Below are 16,927 nucleotides of genomic sequence, written 5' to 3' on the forward strand. Positions count from 1 at the left end.
TGCCGCGGGCGCGCTCGGCCGCGGCACCGCGGGAGAGCCGGTCGCCGGCCCAGCCGAGGTAGGCGACCCAGGCCGAGCTGAGGGTGCTGTCCCAGTCGTCCGGGTACACGTCGCGAGCGGCGCGCAGGACGGCGTGCGCGGCGCCCTGGTACCCGTCGACCGGGAACCCCGCCGCGTAGAGCTGCGCCCCGACCCGGCCGAGGCGGTCCGCGACGACGCCGTCGGTGTCCTCGCTCAGGGCCGCCGCGAAGACCTGGGTCGTGAGCTCCTCGGTCACCGCGCGCCCGTGGTCGGCCGTCGACCCGAGGATGCCCGGCACGAGGGCGATGAGCTCGGCGTAGCAGCGTGGCCGGAACCCCGGTGCCGACCTGTCGAGCGCCGCGACGGAGTCGCGGACGACGGCCATGACGTCGTCCGCGGGGCGGTCAGCCCCTGGGCTGCCCTCCGGCGCCACGCTGCTCCTCGGGCGGGAAGATCTCTGCGGGGGACCCATGCTGGGCACCGGGCGGACACCTGGTCAAGACCTGGCCGGGGCGGCGCCCGACCGTCCGGCGGCCCGGTGAACGTCCGGAGAACATCTGCCGCATAACGGAACCGCGCCCGGCACGGGGACATCATCGCGACGTGCCGACCATGACCAGCACCCCGCCGACCGGCGGCGCGCCGACCAGCACCGCACCGACCGGCGCCGCACCGACCAGCCGCCCGCCCCGGCCCGCAGCGCGCACGTCCCGGCGGGCCCGCCGTCCGGACACCCCGGCCCTCCTGCGGCTCGCCCTCGTCGCCGTGGTGGTGTCGGGCCTGGCCGCCGGCGGCCTCGGGGGCCTCGCCGCGCACCGCCGCGCCGCCGGTCTGGAGAGGGCCCGCGCGGACACCAGGGACGTCGTCCGGCTCCAGGACGTCGGGACCCGCCTCGTCGTCGCGGACGCCGCGGCGGGGGACGACGTGCTCCGCGGCACCCGGGACGGCGGCAGCCGGGCCCGGCGCTTCGGCTACGCCCTCCAGCCCGCCGCGACGGGGGTGCCGATGCTCGCGGCCGACGCCTCGGACCCGCGCACCCTCGCCGTCGCCAACCTCTGGCTGGCCCGGTACAGCGGCCAGGTCGAGGTCGCACGGGCCCTCGCGCGGGAAGGCCGCCCCGGTGCGGTGCCCGCCGTGGCCGCGGCCTCGACGACCTTGCGCACCCGGGTCCTGCCCGTCGTCGGCACGGCCCGGGAGGAGGCCGCCTCGCGGCTGCGCCGCGACGCGACCACCTCGTCCGGCAGCGAGCTCCTGGCGCTCGCCGTCGCGGTCCTCGCGTGCACGGTCCTCCTCGCCCTGCAGGTGTGGCTCGCCCGCCGCTTCCGCCGGCTGCTCGCGCCGCCGCTCGCCCTGGCCCTCGTCCTGCTGGCGGGGGCGGCGGTGCTCGTCGGCGGCGTCGTGCGCGGCAGCCGCGCCGAGGTGGACCGGGTGACGCGCGGCCCGTCGGCCGTCGCGCAGGACCTCGTCACCGCCCGGTCCGCGGCCTTCGCCGCCCGGTCCGCGGAGGCCCTGGCCGTCGTCGCGGGCCGCACCCCGGCCGCCGAGCCGGCGTGGCAGCGCTCGATGCGCGAGGCGGAGGACGCGCTCGCGGCGGCGCGCCGGTCGCTCTCGACCAGCGGCGAGGCCACGGAGGCCGCGGCCGTCGTCGCGGCCCGGGAGCAGCTCGACGGCTACCGGACGGCGCACGGGCGCCTGCGCGCAGCGGCGTCCGAGGGCGACCGGGAGACCGAGGTCGCGGTCGCCCTCGACGCGAGCACCCTGGGGCCGCTGGGCGCGTTCGAGGGCTTCGACGCCGCGAGCGGGTCCCTGCTCGCACGACAGGTGCAGGCCGCCGACGACGGCTGGGCGCGGGCGACGAACGGCCTGCGCGCCGGTGCCCTGGCCGCGTGGGCGGTCGCCGTCCTCGTGACCGTCCTCGGCCCCCTCGGGCTGCGGGGCCGGCTGCGCGAGTACGCGTGAGCGGGCGGGCCGCTCACCCTCCGGCGGGCCCGCTCCCCACCGGGGGCGCGCCCTGGGGCGCGGTGTCCATCGGGCGCAGCTCGTCGGCGTAGCTCACCGACACCCGGGTCATGACGCCGTCGTCGCTGATCGCGTACTGGCCCAGGCGCCACAGCGGCGGCGAGTACGCGTGGATCGTCACGCTGCGGTCGGCGACCCCGCTCACCCGGTGGATGTGCTCGGGGCCGAAGGCCAGGGACGACCCGGGGCCGAGCAGCGTCTGGCGCGGGGTGCCGTTGATCCGCGGGTTCTGCTCGCAGACCGCGCCCTCGACGACGTGGTAGGCGACCGAGGAGATGTCGTGGTCGTGCCAGCCGGTGTCGTTGACGTTCGTCCAGCACAGCAGCCAGACGTCGACGTGCTCGTCGCGGTGCAGCGACACGAAGTGCCGGCGGTCGTCGTCGTAGGCGACGTGCTCGCGCCACAGCTCGGGGCGGACCGCGAGGGTGTCGACGAGCGCCTTGAGCTCGTCGGCGCCCAGGCTGCGGGCGGGCAGCGCCGACCAGACGTCGACGTCACCGCCGGGGAGCGGGCCCGCGGTCGGTGCGCCGGCCTGGGGAGACTGCGCGACGTCGGAGATGGTCATCGTCGTCCTTCCTGGATCGGTACCGGGGCTGCTGCCGATGCGGCCGCGCCGACGGGCACGGCCCGGGGCCGCGACGGGCCGCCGTCCGGCGGCCGGGGACCGGGCCCTCCGTGCGCGGCCGGCCGGACCCCGTGCAGGAGCCGGAGCGGGTTGTCCCGGTGGACGACGGCGTCGGCGGCGTCGCCCAGACCGGTGCTCTGCGGGACCGCCCACGGGCGGTCGGAACCGTGCACGAGGACGTCCACGCCGAGGACCCGGACGACGGCGTCCACGGCGCGGGGCCCGTACGACGACGTGTCGAGGAACGCGTCCGGGTCGACGCGCCCCCGGCCGGCGGCGGCCGGGTCGCCGCCCGAGCGCGCCCGCAGGCGTTCGCCGTGCAGCGGCGCGAGGCCGGCGAGGAGCGTGAAGCAGACCCGCAGCCGCGGGAACGCCGGGCGGCCGAAGGCGCGGAACGCGAACCACGCCGCGTGCATCTGGGGCACGTAGTCCACGACGGGCGACCACCAGGCGGGGGCCGCCGACGGTGCGGGGGCTGCCGGCCCCGGGTGGACGAGCAGCGGCGCGCCCCGCTCCTCGAGGACGGCGAGCAGCGGCGCGCAGTGCTCCCACCCCGCGTCGTCCGCCAGCGCGGTGGCCGGTAGCTCGAGGCCCACGAAGCCGTCGTCGAGCCGGGCCACGAGCGCCGCCGGGTCGGGCTCGACGAGCCCCGCGGCGGCCCAGGCGGCGAAGGGCGCGGGCAGCGCCGCGGCACCCGCGTGGTAGCCGGCGAGCACCGCGGCCGCCTCGTCGGGCGGCAGGTGCTCGACCCCGAGCCCGGCGGAGAGCGCGACGACGGCGAGCGCGAGCCCGTCGGCACGGGCGGCGCCGGCCCGGGCCTCGACGTCGTGGTCGAGCGGGTCGGCGGCGAACGGTGCGGCGCCCGGGACGTGGAGCGTCCAGCCGTCGAGGTACGGCGGACGACGGCGGGCCCGCAGGGCCTCGACGAGGGCCGGCGTCCACAGGTGCTGGTGGACGTCGACGGAACCGGACGGCGGCACGGGTCACCTCCTCATCGGACGACGGACGGTCGGAGCCTGGCGCGGCCGTGCTTCGGGAGTGCGTCGGGAGTGCGTCGGGAGTGCTGCGGGAGTGCAGCGCCTCCGCCACGAAACCCTCTGGAAATACTCAGGTGAAGCGGTTCACTGAACCCCTTCACAAGAGATAGCGCGCGGATGCGGCGCCGTCAAGGGACCGACCGCCTGCCGGGACGACCTCGCCCGGCCGGGACCGTCGGACGGCGCTTGTACGCTGACCCGGTGCCCCGACCTGCCAGGCGCGTCACGATCCGCGACGTCGCGGAGGCCACGGGCCTGTCCCAGGCCGCCGTCTCCTACGCCATGCGCGGGCTCCAGGTCTCCGAGGAGACCCAGGAGCGGGTCCGCCGGGCCGCGGCCGAGCTCGGCTACGAGGCGAACCCGGTGGCCCGGGCCCTGGCGAGCGGCCGGACCGGGATGGTCGGCGTCCTGTGGGCCTCGCTGGAGGACCTCTGGCAGCAGGAGACGGTCGTCGCGCTCGGCGCGGCGCTGCTCGGCGACGACCGGTTCGCGATCGTCCTCGACTCCGGCGGCGACCCGGGCCACGAGGAGCGGCTGGCCCGGCGGCTCGTCGACCAGCGGGTCGACGCGATGGTGCTCGCGCCGGTGGACCCCGCGGCGCCGTTCTGGGCGGAGGTCGCCGAGCAGGTCCCCCTCGTCGTCGTCGGCGACGCGCTCGCGGGCGCCCGGACGGCCGGCGAGGTCGTCTTCGACAACCGCAGCGGGGTCACGCTGGCCCTGGAGCACCTCGTCGCCCTCGGGCACCGGCACATCGGGGTGCTCACGCCGACCCGGCCGAGCACCCCGGACCGGCCGGGCGACGTCCACGTCAGGGCCGAGGCGGAGCGGCTCGGCGTCCGGGTGACGATCGGGACGGCCGCGCACGCCCTCGGGGCCGCGACGGACGCCGCGCTCGGTCTGCTGTCCGCCCCCGGCCGGCCCACGGCGCTCTTCTGCTTCTCGGACTCGATCGCGCACGGCGGCTACGCCGCGGCCCGGGTCCTGGGTCTCGACGTGCCGCGCGACCTCTCGGTGCTCGGCTACGACGGGCGCCCGGTGTCGGCGCTGCTCACCCCGCCGCTGACGACCGTGGACTGGGACACCGCGGCGATCGTCACCGCGACGTCGCGGCTCGTCACGGCCGCGCTGGAGGGGGTCCCCCGCCGGCGCCGCGTCGTCCGGCGGCCGACGCTGCTCGACGGCGGCTCGACGGCCCGGCCGCCGCGCCGCGCCTAGGCCGGGGCCCGGTCAGACGTCCGCGGACCTGCTGCCGTCGCGGTCGTCCGCGTGCGTCGCGACCTGGACGCCGCCCGGGAGGGCGCCCGCGGGGTCGGCGTGCCGGCGGCGGCGGTGCCACACGACGAGCCCGACGAGGACGAGGGCCAGCGTGACGAGCGCGCCGGCCCGCCCGACGGTCTTCTCGACGACGGCGTAGGAGTTGCCCGCGAGGTACCCGACGAGGGTGAACGTCACGCCCCAGGCCACGCCGCCGACGGCGTTGAAGACGAGGAAGCGCCGGTAGGGCATCCGGCTCATGCCGGCCAGCCCCGGCATGACGGCGCGGAAGAACGCCGTCCAGCGGCCGAGGAAGACCGCCGAGCCACCGCGCTCGCGCAGGTACCCGCGGGCCCCGTCGAGCTTGCCGCTGTGCCGGTGCAGCAGGCGCCAGCGGAGCACCCGCTCGCCGTAGTGCTTGCCGACCTCGTACCCGACGCTGTCGCCGAGGACGGCCGCGACGACGACGAGGAGCAGCAGCCAGGGCAGGCTGAGGTCGTGCCGGGAGGCGAGGACGCCGCCGAGGACGACGGCCGTCTCGCCGGGCAGGACGAAGCCGAGGAAGACCGCCGCCTCGCCGAAGACGAGCAGGGCGATGACCGTGTACGCGACGGCCGGAGGCAGGTTCAGGATCGGCTCGAGCAGGTGGCTCACGGCTCAAGCCTGCCACCCGGACGGCGGTCCGGCGTCCGCCGACGGGCGGATCGCCCGTCCGTCCCAGGGGCTACCCCGTGGCGCCCGGGCCCCGGACGCACGACCGCGCCGGCCCGGGAGTGCGGTCCCGGGCCGGCGCGGTGGTTCATGGCTGCGGTGTCCGTGCGGCGGTCAGCGCCGGCCCGGACGCCGGACCAGGGCGATGCCGGAGACGGCCAGGACGACGCCCTCGACGAAGAGCGAGGCGACGCCGAGCGGCTCGAGCCAGTTGCCGATGTCGTCCATGGCGCCGGGCATGCCGGTCGTCCGGTTGACGACGTAGCCGAGGATCACCGAGGCCGACAGCAGCGCGGAGAGCGCCCAGGCGCGGCGGTCGTCGCGGCGCACGAGCATCTCGGCGACGACGAGCGACACGGCGATGAGACCGAGGTAGGCGACCCCGAGGTAGGGGACCTCCTCGAGCTTGTCCGGCACGTCGACGACGTGGATGAGGGCGATGCCGAGCAGGCCGACGGCGGCGACACCGCGGCGCAGGACGTGCTCGCCGTGGCCTGCGGAGACCGCGGCGGGGACGGCGCCGGCGACGGGCACGGCGTTCGCCGAGACCGCGGGCACGGGAGCGGCGTGGCTGGTGCGGGAGTCGAGGCTGGTCATCGCGGGTGGTTCCCTCCGTAGCGTCCGCCGGTCGGTCCGGCGGTCCGGTCCCGGGCGACACGGTCGTCGTCCAGGCCCAGGTACGACGCTAGGAACCCGCCGGTCAGCACTCACGGTGCGTGCGGTCAACGCACGGTAAGACGGTCATCCGGACGGGTGTGTTCCGGGACACGTCCACCCGGACGGACCAGTGGTCCCCGCGTCCGGTCCCGGTGGTCCTACGGTGGGGCCCGTGGTGGTGGTACCCGAGAGCGCTCCGACCCTGCTCGTCGTCGAGGACGACCCGACGATCGGCACTCCGCTGACCGCGGCCCTGCGCGGCCAGGGCTACGACGTCCTGTGGGCGCTCACCGCGGCGGAGGCCCTCGAGCTCGCCGCGGACGAGCCGCCCGTGCTCGTGCTGCTCGACCTCGGGCTGCCCGACCTCGACGGCGTCGAGCTGTGCCGGCTGCTGCGGGCCAAGCTGCCCTCGACGGTCGTCGTCGTGCTCTCGGCGCGGGCCGACGACCTCGACGTCGTCCTCGGCCTCGAGGCCGGCGCCGACGACTACCTCACCAAGCCGTTCCGGCTGCCCGTCCTGCTCGCGCGGATCCGCGCCCACCTGCGCCGGCAGGGCCCGGCCGACCAGCGCGGCGAGGAGGTCGTCGTCCTCGGGGCGCTCCGCCTCGACCTCGGCGCCCGGCGCTGCGAGGTGCACGACACCGAGGTCGCGCTGCGGCCCAAGGAGTTCGAGCTGCTCGCGGCGCTCGTCGCCGAGGCGGGCCAGGCGGTGACCCGGGAGCAGCTCATGAGCGACGTCTGGGACGCCAACTGGTCGGGCCCGACGAAGACCCTCGACATGCACATCTCGTCGCTGCGCAAGAAGCTCGCCGAGCACGGCGAGGACCCGGAACGGATCGTCACGCTCCGCGGCTACGGCTACCGGTACGACCCGCCCGCGTAACCCGGGTCAGGCCCGGCGGCGGACCGGCCCGGAGACCGACGGGGCCGCGCCCGGCCGGCCGTCATCCGGCCGGCCCGGCTCGTCGCGCTCGTCGGGCACCCCGAGCGGCAGCAGCACCGCGAACGTCGCCGGCACCGCCCGCACGAGCTCGAGGCGGCCGCCGTCCGCCTCGACCAGCGAGCGGGCCAGCGACAGGCCGATCCCCGTGCCCTTCGCGTCCGCGGACCGCCGCACCCAGATCCGCCGCAGGTCGCCGCCGACGCCGCCGCCCTCGTCCGACACGTCGACGAGCACGGCCCCCTCGAGCCCGCGGACGCTGACCCGCACCGCACCGGCGCCGTGCACGAGCGCGTTGTCGAGCAGGACGTCGAGGACCGTGCGCATCGCCGGCTCCGAGACCGCGGCGAACGCCGGCCGCTGCTCGAACCGGACCAGCACGTCGCGGCCGAGGGCCTGCAGCCGGGGCCGCCAGGACGACGCGACGTCGGCGACGACGGCGGCGACGTCGGCCCGGGTCCGGGTGCCGCCGGTGTCGCGGGCCAGCTCGAGCAGGTCCAGGACGGTCTGCTCCAGGCGGTCGAGGCCGACGAGCGCGTCCGAGGCAGCCTGGCGCAGGTCCGCGCCCGGGGTGATGAGCGCGGACTCCAGCCCGATCCGGACGGCGGTCAGCGGGGTGCGCATCTGGTGGCTCGCGTCGCTCGAGAACGCCCGCTCGCGCTCGAGCATCCCGCCGAGCCGGCGCGCCGTCCGCTCCAGGTTCTGGCTCACGGCGTCGACCTCGGCGACGCCGGCCCGGACGGCGCGCACGGTGAAGTCGCCGCGGCCGAGCGCCTCCGCGGCCCGGGCCAGCGACTCCAGCGGCCGGGCGATCCGCCGCGCCCGGGACCGCGCGACCGCCGCGACGACGAGCAGCACGAGCAGGCCGATGCCGGCCATCGCCGCCCACGCCGCGTAGGTGCGCTCGACGTACTCGTGGGAGTTCTCCGACGCCCGCACGACGAACGCCCGCCGGCCGTCGTCGTCCGGCACCGGGACGGCCACGACGATCCCGGAGCGGCCGACGGTCTCGGTCTCGACGAGGGTGCGGGCCGCCTCCCGGACGACGGCCTCGGCACGGTCGGGGCCCTCACCGAGCAGGAGGGCGCCCGAGGAGCTGTAGACGCCGAGGACGACGCGGGCCGAGTGCGGCGCCGGCAGCACCCCGGTCATCCCGGAGGCCGTGCCCTCGCGCAGCGCCTCGAGGACCCGGTCGTTGAGCTCGGCCCGGGCGCGCTCGGCGTCCCGGGCGACGTCACCGGCGGTCTGGTTGCGGTACAGGCCCTCGACGGCGACACCGAGCGGCAGCGCGAACAGGAGCATCGCCAGCGCGGCGCCGAGGAGGATCGACCGCTGCAGGATCGTGCTGAGCAGCGGGACCCGGGGCGCCGCGGTGTCGTCCACGACGTCAGCGTAGGGCGCGGTCGCCGCGGCGCCCGGGACCCTCGATCCGGCCGCTCGATCCCGCCGCTCGATCCCGCCGCTCGATCCGGCCGCTCGATCCGGCCGCTCGATCCGGCCGCTCGATCCGGCGTGCCCTCGGTACGGTTCGACGGTGCCCCCGACCGTGCCGACGACCGTGAACCAGCAGCGCGACCTCGACGTCCTCGTCGTCGGCGACCTCAACCCCGACCTCGTGCTGCGCGGCGACGTCGTCCCGCGGTTCGGGCAGGCCGAGCAGCTCCTCGACGCCGCGGACCTCGTGCCCGCCGGCTCCGCCGGGATCGTCGCGGCCGGCACGGCCCGGCTCGGGCTGCGGACGGCGCTCGTCGCGCACGTGGGCCGCGACCTCTTCGGCGACCTCGTCGTCGGCGCCCTCGCCGCGCGCGGGGTCGACACCTCGACCGTGCGGGTCGAGGACGACGTCCCCACCGGGCTGTCGGTGATCCTCTCCGCCCCCGGCGACCGGGCGATCCTCACCCGGCTCGGCGCGCTGCCGCTGCTCGACCCGGACGCGGTCGGCGACGACCTGCTCGCCCGGGCCCGGCACGTGCACGTCGCGTCGTGGTTCCTGCTGCCCGGGCTCGCGGCCCGCGGGGCCGCGCTGCTCGCCCGGGCGCGGGCCGCGGGCTGCACGACGTCCCTCGACACGAACTGGGACCCGGCCGGCCGCTGGGGCGGGGTCGCCGACGCACTGCCGCACGTCGACGTCCTGCTGCCGAACGGCACCGAGCTCGTCGCGCTCGCCGCGGCCCTGCCGGGCGGCACGGACGGCGGCAGGGACGGCGGCACGGACGACCTCGGGGCCGCGGCCGCCGTCCTGCGCGCCGCCGGGCCGCTCGTCGCGGTCAAGGCCGGAGCGGCCGGCGCGCTCGGGTGGGACGCCGCGGGCCGGCACGCGGCGCCGGGGCTGGTCATGGACGTCGTCGACACCACCGGTGCGGGAGACTCGTTCGACGCGGGGTTCCTCGCGGCATGGCTCGACGGACGTCCGTTCGCCGAGTGCCTGCGCTGGGCCGCCGTCGCCGGGTCGCTCTCGACCCGCGCGGCCGGCGGCACGAGCGCACAAGCGACCCGCGCAGAGGTCGAAGGGCTGGTATGACGGTCCCATGACGAGTGCGACGGCATCGGGCGGCGCGGGCGGACGACGCCCCGCGCGGATCGTCTGCGTCGCACTGAGCCCCAGCATCGACGTCACGTACGTCGTCCCGCACCTCGCGCCGGGCACGATCCACCGCCCCGCGGAGGTCTACCGGGTGCCGGGCGGCAAGGGCTTCAACGTCGCGCGCGCGGCCCGGGCGCTCGGCGCGGACGTCGCGGCGGCCGGCGTCCTCGGCGGCGACTCGGGCGCGTGGATGGTCGCGATGCTCGCCCGCAGCGGGATGCGGCTGGCGACCGTCATGGGGATCGAGCCGACCCGGACGTGCGTGTCGGTCTCCGACCGTTCGGCGGGCACGCTCACCGAGTTCTACGAGCCGCCGCCGCGGATCACGCCGAAGGCCTGGTCGGACCTGCTCCACACCGTCGTCCGGGTCTGCGACGAGCACCCGTCGTGGGTGTCGCTGTCCGGCTCGCTGCCGCCGGGCCCGGTGCCCGAGGCGCTCGCCGACCTCGTCGCCGCCGCCAAGGGCGCCGGCGCGAAGGTCGCCGTCGACACCCACTCGACGGCGCTCGCCGCCGCGGTCGGTGCCGGCGCGGACCTGTTGAAGGTCAACGTCGAGGAGGCCGCGGCCCTGCTCGGCTCCGGGCGCGGCACCGGCTACGGGGACGGCGGCGGCGACGTCACCGGCGCGGACCCGCTCACGGCCGCCCAGCTGCGCGACCCTGCCGTGCTCGCGACCGCGCTGCTCGCGGCGTCCCCGCACACCTCGCTCGCGATCGTCACGGCCGGCGCGGACGGCGCGGTCGTCGCCTCCCGGACCGGCCCGCCGCTGCGGGCGACCCTCGACGTCCGCGGCGACTTCCCCGTCGGCAGCGGCGACTCCTTCCTCGGCGGGCTGCTCACCGCGCTCGCGGACGCCCCCGACGACGTCGAGACCGCGCTGCGGCTCGCGATGGGCGCCGGGGCCGCGAACGCGCTCACCCCCGGGGCCGGGGTGCTCGACGCCGGGACGGCGCGCACGCTCGCGGAGAAGGTGCTCGTCACGACGCTGTCGCCGCTGTAGGCGAGGCACCGCTGGGCGCCGCGCCCGGACGCCGTCCGGCCGTCAGCCCTTGAGCCCGCTGAACGTCATCGTCGCGACGAACTGCCGCTGCGCGAACAGGAACGCCAGGACGAGCGGCATCGTCGCGACGACGTTGCCACTCATGAGGAGCGACCACTGGGTGCGCCGGGTGCCCTGGAAGTTCGCCAGGCCGAGCTGGATCGTGTAGCTGCTCTCGTCGTTGATCGCGACGAGCGGCCAGACGAGGTCGTTCCAGGAGCCGAGCAGCGTGAAGATCGCCAGGGTCGCGAGCGCCGGCCGGGCCAGCGGCAGGACGATGCGCCAGAAGACGCCGAAGGTCGAGCAACCGTCGATCCGGGCGGCGTCCTCGAGCTCGGTCGGCAGCGACAGGAAGAACTGCCGCATGAGGAAGATGCCGAACGCCGAGGCGAGCCACGGGACGAACGCCGCCGCGAGGGTGTCGACGAACCCGAGCCGGGCGAACAGGACGTACGTCGGCACGAGAAGGAGCTGGGTCGGGATCATCACCGTGCCGAGCAGGAGGAAGAACCCGACCTGCCGGCCGTGGAACCGCAGCCGGGCGAACCCGTAGCCGGCGAGCGAGCAGAGCACGAGGTGCGAGACGACGGCGACCGTCGCGACGACCGCCGAGTTGAGCAGCCAGTGCAGCACCGGGGTCTGGGTGAGCAGCCCGACGTAGCCGCTCGCCCGGTCGTTGCCGCGGCCGCCCGCGCCGCCGAGGTCGATGCTCCGCGGCAGGAAGCGGGGCGGGAACCGGTTGATCTCGCTGTCGTCCATGAACGACGTGAGCACCATCTGCACGAGCGGGAAGACGAATGCCAGCGCCATCGGCGCGAGCAGCAGGTGCCACGGGCTGAACGGCAGCCGGCGCCGCCGGACGGGAGCCGTCGTGGCCCGCTCGACGGGACCTGGCGCGTCGTCCCGGACGGCGTCCAGCCGGTCCACGGCCATCAGAACGCCTCCGTGCCGCGGCGCCGCGCGTAGACGACCATGCCGAGCGTGATGAGCATCGTCACCGCGAAGAGCCCGTAGGAGACCGCGGACGCGTAGCCGTACCGCTGCAGCTCGCGGAACTGGTAGTAGACGTAGTAGACGACGGTCTGCGAGGCACCGAGCGGCCCGCCCCGGGTCGTCGTGTAGATGATGTCGAAGAGCTGGAGCGCCGTGATCGTCTGCCAGACGGCGGTGAAGACCGTGACCGGTCGCAGCTGCGGGACCGTGACGTACCGGAAGACCTGCCGGCGGTTGGCGCCGTCGACGAGGGCGGCCTCGGTGAGCTCGCGCGGGATGTCCTGGAGCGCTGCGAGGTAGACGACGACCGTGAAGCCGACGGAGCCCCACAGCGAGACGAGGACGAGCACGAGGAGCACCTGCGACGGGCTCTCGAGGAACTGCTGCGGCGCGACGCCGACCGACCGCAGCCCGGCGTTCGCGATGCCGAACTGCGGGTTGAAGACGAACGTCGCGAGGATGCCGGTCACCGCTGCGGAGACGACGAACGGCACGAAGATGCACGTGCGGTAGAAGCCGACGAAGCGGATCTTCTGGTTGAGCGCGATGGCTATGAGCAGCCCTATGAGGAGCGACAGCGGCACGAACAGGCCCGTGAGCACGACCGTGTGCCGGACGGCGGAGAACAGGTCCGGGTCGGACGCCATGAGCTGGTAGTTGGTCCAGCCCAACGGTTTCGGTGGCGCGATGCCGTTCCACTTCTGTCGCGAGATCCGCAGCGCCCACAGCGCCGGGAACACCGACAGGCCGAGGACGACGAACGTCGCGGGGCCCGCGAAGCCCCAGCCGGTGAGGTCGCCGACGAACCGGCGGCGGGCCCGCGCCGTCCGCGCCGCACGGGTGCGCCGCGGCGGCGCGGGCGATGCGAAGACGGTCACGGTCAGCCGCCGGCGAGGGCGACGTCCGCCTTCTTCGCCGCCTCGTCGAGAGCCTGCTTCGGGGTCGCCGCACCCTGGAGCGTCTTGGCGATCGCCTCGCCGACGTAGCGGCTCAGCCCGACGTAGCCGCTGACGGTCGGCCGCGGCTTCGTCGCGTTCTGCAGGTTGGCGAACATGACGTCGCCGCCGGGGTAGTCCTTGACGTACTGGGTGTACTCGGGGGTCGACGCGGCCGACGAGCGCAGCGGCAGGTTGCCCTGCGCGAGGTTCCAGCGGACGTCGACCTCGGGCGAGGTCAGCCACTTGACGAACTCGAAGGACCAGTAGGCCCGGTTCGCGTCGCCGTGGTCGAAGAGCACCCACACGTCGGGACCGGAGACCGTCTGGTGGTTGCCGTTCACGCCGGGCAGCACCTGCACCTTGTACGGCGTCTTCTTCTGGACGAGGTCGTAGAGCTGCCAGGGCCCGGAGATGATCATCCCGATCCGGCCGTCGGCGAACAGCGGGCCGTACTTCTCGTCGGTCTGGTCGAGGTACACGCTCTTGTCGTCGACGGCCATCGCGCGCAACAGCTCGAGGGAGTCGACGCCCGCCTGGCTGTTGAACGCGGACTTCTTCTCGTCCGGGGTCAGGACGTCGCCCCCGCGCTGCCACAGCAGCGGCCAGAAGTGCCACGTCGTGTCCTCGGACCCGGAGACCGAGTACGCCGTCCCGTAGATGTTCTTCGAGGGGTCGCTGATCGCCTTGGCGGCGGCACGGAAGTCGTCCCAGGTCCAGTCCGCGGTGGGCTCGGCGACGCCGGCGGCCTTGAACAGCTCGGGGTTGTAGATGAGCGCGAGGTTGTCGACGATCGCGGGGACGCCGAGGACCTTGCCGCCGGGGGAGGCGGTGAGCCGCGCCGACTCGGGGAACTGGTCCCACGCGACGGCTGGGTCCTTGACCTTCTCGGTGAGGTCGAGCGTCTTGCCGGACTCCCCGAGCTGGGTCGCCCACGAGCCGAACGCGTAGCTGATGTCGGGGTAGGTGTCGCTCGCGAAGCCGGCGGTGACCTTCTGGAGCAGGTCGTCGGTCGTCGGTGCGCCGGAGCTCCCCTCGATGGTCACGTTCGGGTGCAGCGCGGTGAACTCCTTCGCCAGCCCGTCGAGGGTCTTCTGCGCGTCGGAGGTCTGCCCGGTCCACCACTGGAGCGTCACCGGGGCGGCGGTGTCGGACGGCGACGCCGGGGCACCGCCGGAGCCCGCGGACGAACCGCCGCTGCACGCGGCGAGGACGACGGCGGACACGGTGGCGAGAGCGGTACCGAGGAACCGTCTGCGGCGCAAGGGGTTCCGGTCAGGGCGACGGTTCGGGGTGGTCGGTCGGCGGGTCATGAGGTGGCTCCGTTCCGCGCGAGGACGACCGACCGCGTGAGGTGCCGCGGGCGGTCCGGGTCGAGACCGCGGTGGCCGGCGAGCGCCACGGCGACCCTCTGGGCGAGCACGAGCTGGACGAGCGGGTCGTCGTCCGAGACGACGACCCGGGCCCCCGTCACGGCGACGTCGTCGACGAGCCCGGCCGGCGGCGGCCCGAAGACCCAGACCGCCGAGCGCGGGCCCGCCACGGCGAGCGGCCCGTGCCGGTAGTCGAGGGCGGGGTAGCTCTCCGACCAGGCCTGGGCGGCCTCGCGGATCTTCAGCGCGGCCTCGTGGGCCAGGCCCGTCGTCCAGCCGCGGCCCAGGTAGACGTGGTGGTCGACGTCCGCGACGTCGAAGGGCAGGCCGCGGTGGACCGCGGCGGCGCACTCCGCCGGCAGCCCGGCGACGTCCTCGCCGAGCGCCGCGCGGGCCAGGAGCACGGTCGTCGTCGGGAACCGGGTCTGGACGACGCTCTTCTCGTCGGCGAGGTCGAGGACGACGACGTCGTCGGCGAGCGCCTCGACCGGCGACCCGGTGACGGCCGTGACGACGCTGCGCCGGCTCGACCGGCCGACGGTCGCCAGCAGGTCGAGCACCTCGGTCGTCGTCCCGGAGCGGGTCAGCGCGACGACCCGGTCGTACCCGCGGCCCGTCGGCGCCTCGGAGGCGTACGCCCAGTCGGTGAGCCCGACGTCGGCGCCCTCCCGGAGCGCGGCGATCGAGGCCGCCATGAAGGCGGACGTGCCGCAGCCGACGACGAGGACGCGCTCGCCTTGCTCGGCGAGGAGGCCCCGGAACGCAGGAGTCAGCGCCAGCGCGCGGTCCCAGACGTCGGGCTGGCTGAGGATCTCGGTCTCGGTGAGGCTCATCCCGGCCATTGATACGCTCGCTTCTGCGCGAACTGCAATGGAAGTGCGTGAAGTGAGCAGTCGTACTGCGCACTTCAGTCACTCTGCGGATCCTGCGGTGACCGAGAGGTGAGAACACGTGACGGACACCCCGGCGGAGCGCCTCGTCGACACGCTCCTCCTCAAGGACTGGCACCCCCGCCCGCAGACCGTCGCGGAGGTGACACCGGTCCCGCGGCCCGCCGTCCCGGTCGTCGACGCGCACAACCACGTCGGCCGGTGGCTCTCCCCCGACGGCGGCTGGCTCGTCGACGACGTCCCGGCCCTCATGCGGGTCCTCGACGACCACGACGTCGTGACGCTCGTCAACCTCGACGGCCGCTGGGGCGACGAGCTCACCGCCAACCTCGACCGCTACGACCGCGCGGACCCCGGCCGCTTCGCGACCTTCGCCCACCTCGACTGGCGGGCCCTGCAGGCCGACGACGCGGCGGCCGCTCTCGTCGCCCAGGTCGACGACGCCGCCCGCCGCGGTGCCCGCGGCCTCAAGGTCTGGAAGGACCTCGGCCTGACCCACCGCGACGCGACCGGCACCCTCGTGCTGCCGGACGACGACCGCGTCGTCACCGCCCTGGCCCGGGCCGGCACGCTGGGCCTGCCGGTGCTCATCCACACCGCCGACCCGGTCGCCTTCTTCGACCCCCTCGACGCGACGAACGAACGCGTCGACGAGCTCGGCGAGCACCCCGACTGGTGGTTCGGGGGCCCCGGCCTGCCGACCTTCGCCCGCCTCATGACCGCCCTCGAGACCCTCGTCGCCGCGACGCCGTCCACGACCTACGTCGGCGCCCACGTCGGCTGCTACGCCGAGAACCTCGCCTGGGTCTCCCGGATGCTCGACGACCACCCGAACTTCAACGTCGACACCGGCGGCCGCTTCGCCGAGCTCGGCCGGACGCCGCGTGCCTTCCGCCGCCTCGTCGAACGGCACCCGACCCGGGTCCTCTTCGGGACCGACGCGTACCCGCCGGACGCGCTCGCGTACGAGACGGCGTTCCGGTTCCTCGAGACCGAGGACGAGTCGTTCGACTACGCGCCCGGCGAAGTCGTTCCGCCGCAGGGCCGCTGGACGATCTCAGGAGCCGCGCTCCCGTCGTCCCTCTTGCCGTTGGTGTACGCGGACAACGCTCGGCGGGTCTTTCGGCTCTAGGTCTTCGCTGCGCGACGTCGGGGGCCTCGGGGCGGAGGGAGGGGGTCCGGNCCGGCTGTCGAGACGGGCGGCTGTTGTCGGGCGTGGGTTCCGTACCCGTCTCGACAACCGGACGATCCGAGAGCCTCCGGCCCCGAACCCCCTCCCTCCGCTCGTGCCGCGCCGCTGGTTTCTGGGCTGTCGCGGCCGGGTGGCCCCTCGGGGTTGTTGGCGCGTCTCGCCTTCGGCTCGCGCTCCGTCGGGGGTTCGGCCCTTCGGGTGGTCCTGGGCGGCTTGCGTAGTCGTAGCGGGTCTCGTAGGGCTCTCGCCTGTCGGTGGACTTGGGATCAGTGCCTTCGGAGCGCCCTTCCCTCACGACGGGCCGCCGAGGTCCGCACCAGCCCGCCCGTCGGCGGCATGTCCCCGACTTCTGTGGTCCGGACCGGACACGACTCGCCCACCGCCCACGCGAGTCGCCCTGAACCCGGCGCCCCGCGGACGGTGAGCGCCCAACGAGAGCCACTACGCGTACGGAAGCCGCCCAGGACCACCCACCAGAGCCCACGCTCGCGGGCAGGCGAGCCGACTCCCCCGACCTGCACCCGCGCAGCAGCCGCAAGGACCCGCTTGGCAGGCGAGCCATCCCTGCCGCCGGGCCGAGACGAGCGGTGGGAGGGGGTGCGGGGCCGGGGGCTCTCGGGTCGTCCGGCTGTCGAGACGGCTACGGCCCCGGCACGA

Annotated in this window: 16 protein-coding genes; 6 read left to right on the top strand and 10 right to left on the bottom strand. The window is 75.5% G+C overall.

Annotated elements, in window-relative coordinates:
* Positions 1 to 454: hypothetical protein (locus EDJALFJO_RS04440; protein WP_143448289.1), on the bottom strand; the 454-nt coding region annotated here is incomplete at its 3' end.
* Between the two features lie 179 nt (positions 455 to 633).
* Here EDJALFJO_RS04440 and EDJALFJO_RS04445 point away from each other — a divergent pair.
* Positions 634 to 1,980 (top strand): hypothetical protein, encoded by a 1,347-nt coding sequence (locus EDJALFJO_RS04445; RefSeq protein WP_088282629.1) that lies wholly within the window; start codon positions 634 to 636, stop codon positions 1,978 to 1,980.
* A gap of 13 nt (positions 1,981 to 1,993) precedes the next feature.
* Here EDJALFJO_RS04445 and EDJALFJO_RS04450 read toward each other — a convergent pair whose 3' ends face one another.
* A complete protein-coding gene (locus EDJALFJO_RS04450; RefSeq protein WP_088282631.1) occupies positions 1,994 to 2,605 on the bottom strand; it encodes a cysteine dioxygenase family protein in 612 nt (203 codons plus the stop codon).
* Positions 2,602 to 3,645 carry an amidohydrolase gene (locus EDJALFJO_RS04455; protein WP_198949991.1) on the bottom strand — a complete coding sequence of 348 codons (1,044 nt, stop codon included), beginning with the start codon at positions 3,643 to 3,645 and terminating at the stop codon, positions 2,602 to 2,604. The genes EDJALFJO_RS04450 and EDJALFJO_RS04455 overlap by 4 nt, the downstream gene beginning before the upstream one ends.
* 258 nt (positions 3,646 to 3,903) lie before the next feature.
* On the opposite strand from EDJALFJO_RS04455, the gene EDJALFJO_RS04460 reads away from it, so the two are divergent.
* On the top strand, positions 3,904 to 4,917 hold the full coding sequence (locus tag EDJALFJO_RS04460; protein WP_088282633.1) for a LacI family DNA-binding transcriptional regulator: 1,014 nt from the start codon (positions 3,904 to 3,906) through the stop codon (positions 4,915 to 4,917).
* Positions 4,918 to 4,929: 12 nt separating this feature from the next.
* Here the strand turns inward: EDJALFJO_RS04460 and EDJALFJO_RS04465 are convergent, their stop codons facing one another.
* Together EDJALFJO_RS04465 and EDJALFJO_RS04470 are read right to left on the bottom strand one after the other, a co-directional pair.
* Positions 4,930 to 5,610: a DedA family protein gene (locus EDJALFJO_RS04465; protein ID WP_088282635.1), complete on the bottom strand. Its 681-nt coding sequence runs from the start codon at positions 5,608 to 5,610 to the stop codon at positions 4,930 to 4,932.
* Positions 5,611 to 5,781: 171 nt separating this feature from the next.
* Positions 5,782 to 6,264 (bottom strand): hypothetical protein, encoded by a 483-nt coding sequence (locus tag EDJALFJO_RS04470; RefSeq protein WP_088282637.1) that lies wholly within the window; start codon positions 6,262 to 6,264, stop codon positions 5,782 to 5,784.
* Positions 6,265 to 6,496: 232 nt separating this feature from the next.
* Between EDJALFJO_RS04470 and EDJALFJO_RS04475 the strand changes: the two genes are divergently transcribed.
* Positions 6,497 to 7,207 (top strand): response regulator transcription factor, encoded by a 711-nt coding sequence (locus tag EDJALFJO_RS04475; RefSeq protein WP_233149676.1) that lies wholly within the window; start codon positions 6,497 to 6,499, stop codon positions 7,205 to 7,207.
* Positions 7,208 to 7,213: 6 nt separating this feature from the next.
* Here EDJALFJO_RS04475 and EDJALFJO_RS34010 read toward each other — a convergent pair whose 3' ends face one another.
* Complete coding sequence (locus EDJALFJO_RS34010) at positions 7,214 to 8,647, bottom strand: HAMP domain-containing sensor histidine kinase (RefSeq protein WP_158220284.1); 1,434 nt, start codon at positions 8,645 to 8,647, stop codon at positions 7,214 to 7,216.
* Between the two features lie 151 nt (positions 8,648 to 8,798).
* Between EDJALFJO_RS34010 and EDJALFJO_RS04485 the strand changes: the two genes are divergently transcribed.
* Entirely contained in the window at positions 8,799 to 9,785 is a 987-nt protein-coding gene (locus tag EDJALFJO_RS04485; protein WP_198949992.1) for a carbohydrate kinase family protein, read from the top strand.
* Positions 9,786 to 9,792: 7 nt separating this feature from the next.
* The gene (locus tag EDJALFJO_RS04490) at positions 9,793 to 10,848 is read left to right on the top strand and encodes a 1-phosphofructokinase family hexose kinase (RefSeq protein ID WP_088282641.1); all 1,056 of its coding nucleotides are present in this window, start codon (positions 9,793 to 9,795) and stop codon (positions 10,846 to 10,848) included.
* A 42-nt stretch (positions 10,849 to 10,890) separates the two neighbouring features.
* On the opposite strand, the gene EDJALFJO_RS04495 is transcribed toward EDJALFJO_RS04490, so the two are convergent.
* The 4 genes from EDJALFJO_RS04495 to EDJALFJO_RS04510 all read right to left on the bottom strand — a co-directional run bounded on the left by EDJALFJO_RS04495 (position 10,891) and on the right by EDJALFJO_RS04510 (position 15,021).
* Positions 10,891 to 11,814, bottom strand: a complete 924-nt coding sequence (locus EDJALFJO_RS04495; protein ID WP_369812492.1) for a carbohydrate ABC transporter permease — start codon at positions 11,812 to 11,814, stop codon at positions 10,891 to 10,893.
* A 5-nt stretch (positions 11,815 to 11,819) separates the two neighbouring features.
* Positions 11,820 to 12,758, bottom strand: coding sequence for a carbohydrate ABC transporter permease (locus tag EDJALFJO_RS04500; RefSeq protein ID WP_198949993.1), 939 nt, complete (start codon positions 12,756 to 12,758; stop codon positions 11,820 to 11,822).
* Between the two features lie 2 nt (positions 12,759 to 12,760).
* On the bottom strand, positions 12,761 to 14,041 hold the full coding sequence (locus tag EDJALFJO_RS04505) for an ABC transporter substrate-binding protein (RefSeq protein WP_198949994.1): 1,281 nt from the start codon (positions 14,039 to 14,041) through the stop codon (positions 12,761 to 12,763).
* Positions 14,042 to 14,124: 83 nt separating this feature from the next.
* Positions 14,125 to 15,021 carry an SIS domain-containing protein gene (locus tag EDJALFJO_RS04510; RefSeq protein WP_088282655.1) on the bottom strand — a complete coding sequence of 299 codons (897 nt, stop codon included), beginning with the start codon at positions 15,019 to 15,021 and terminating at the stop codon, positions 14,125 to 14,127.
* Positions 15,022 to 15,139: 118 nt separating this feature from the next.
* On the opposite strand from EDJALFJO_RS04510, the gene EDJALFJO_RS04515 reads away from it, so the two are divergent.
* The gene (locus tag EDJALFJO_RS04515; RefSeq protein WP_088282647.1) at positions 15,140 to 16,210 is read left to right on the top strand and encodes an amidohydrolase family protein; all 1,071 of its coding nucleotides are present in this window, start codon (positions 15,140 to 15,142) and stop codon (positions 16,208 to 16,210) included.
* Positions 16,211 to 16,927 lie beyond the last annotated feature (717 nt).

The sequence above is a fragment of the Kineosporia sp. A_224 genome (assembly GCF_002198655.1).
Taxonomy (GTDB): Bacteria; Actinomycetota; Actinomycetes; order Actinomycetales; family Kineosporiaceae; genus R-H-3.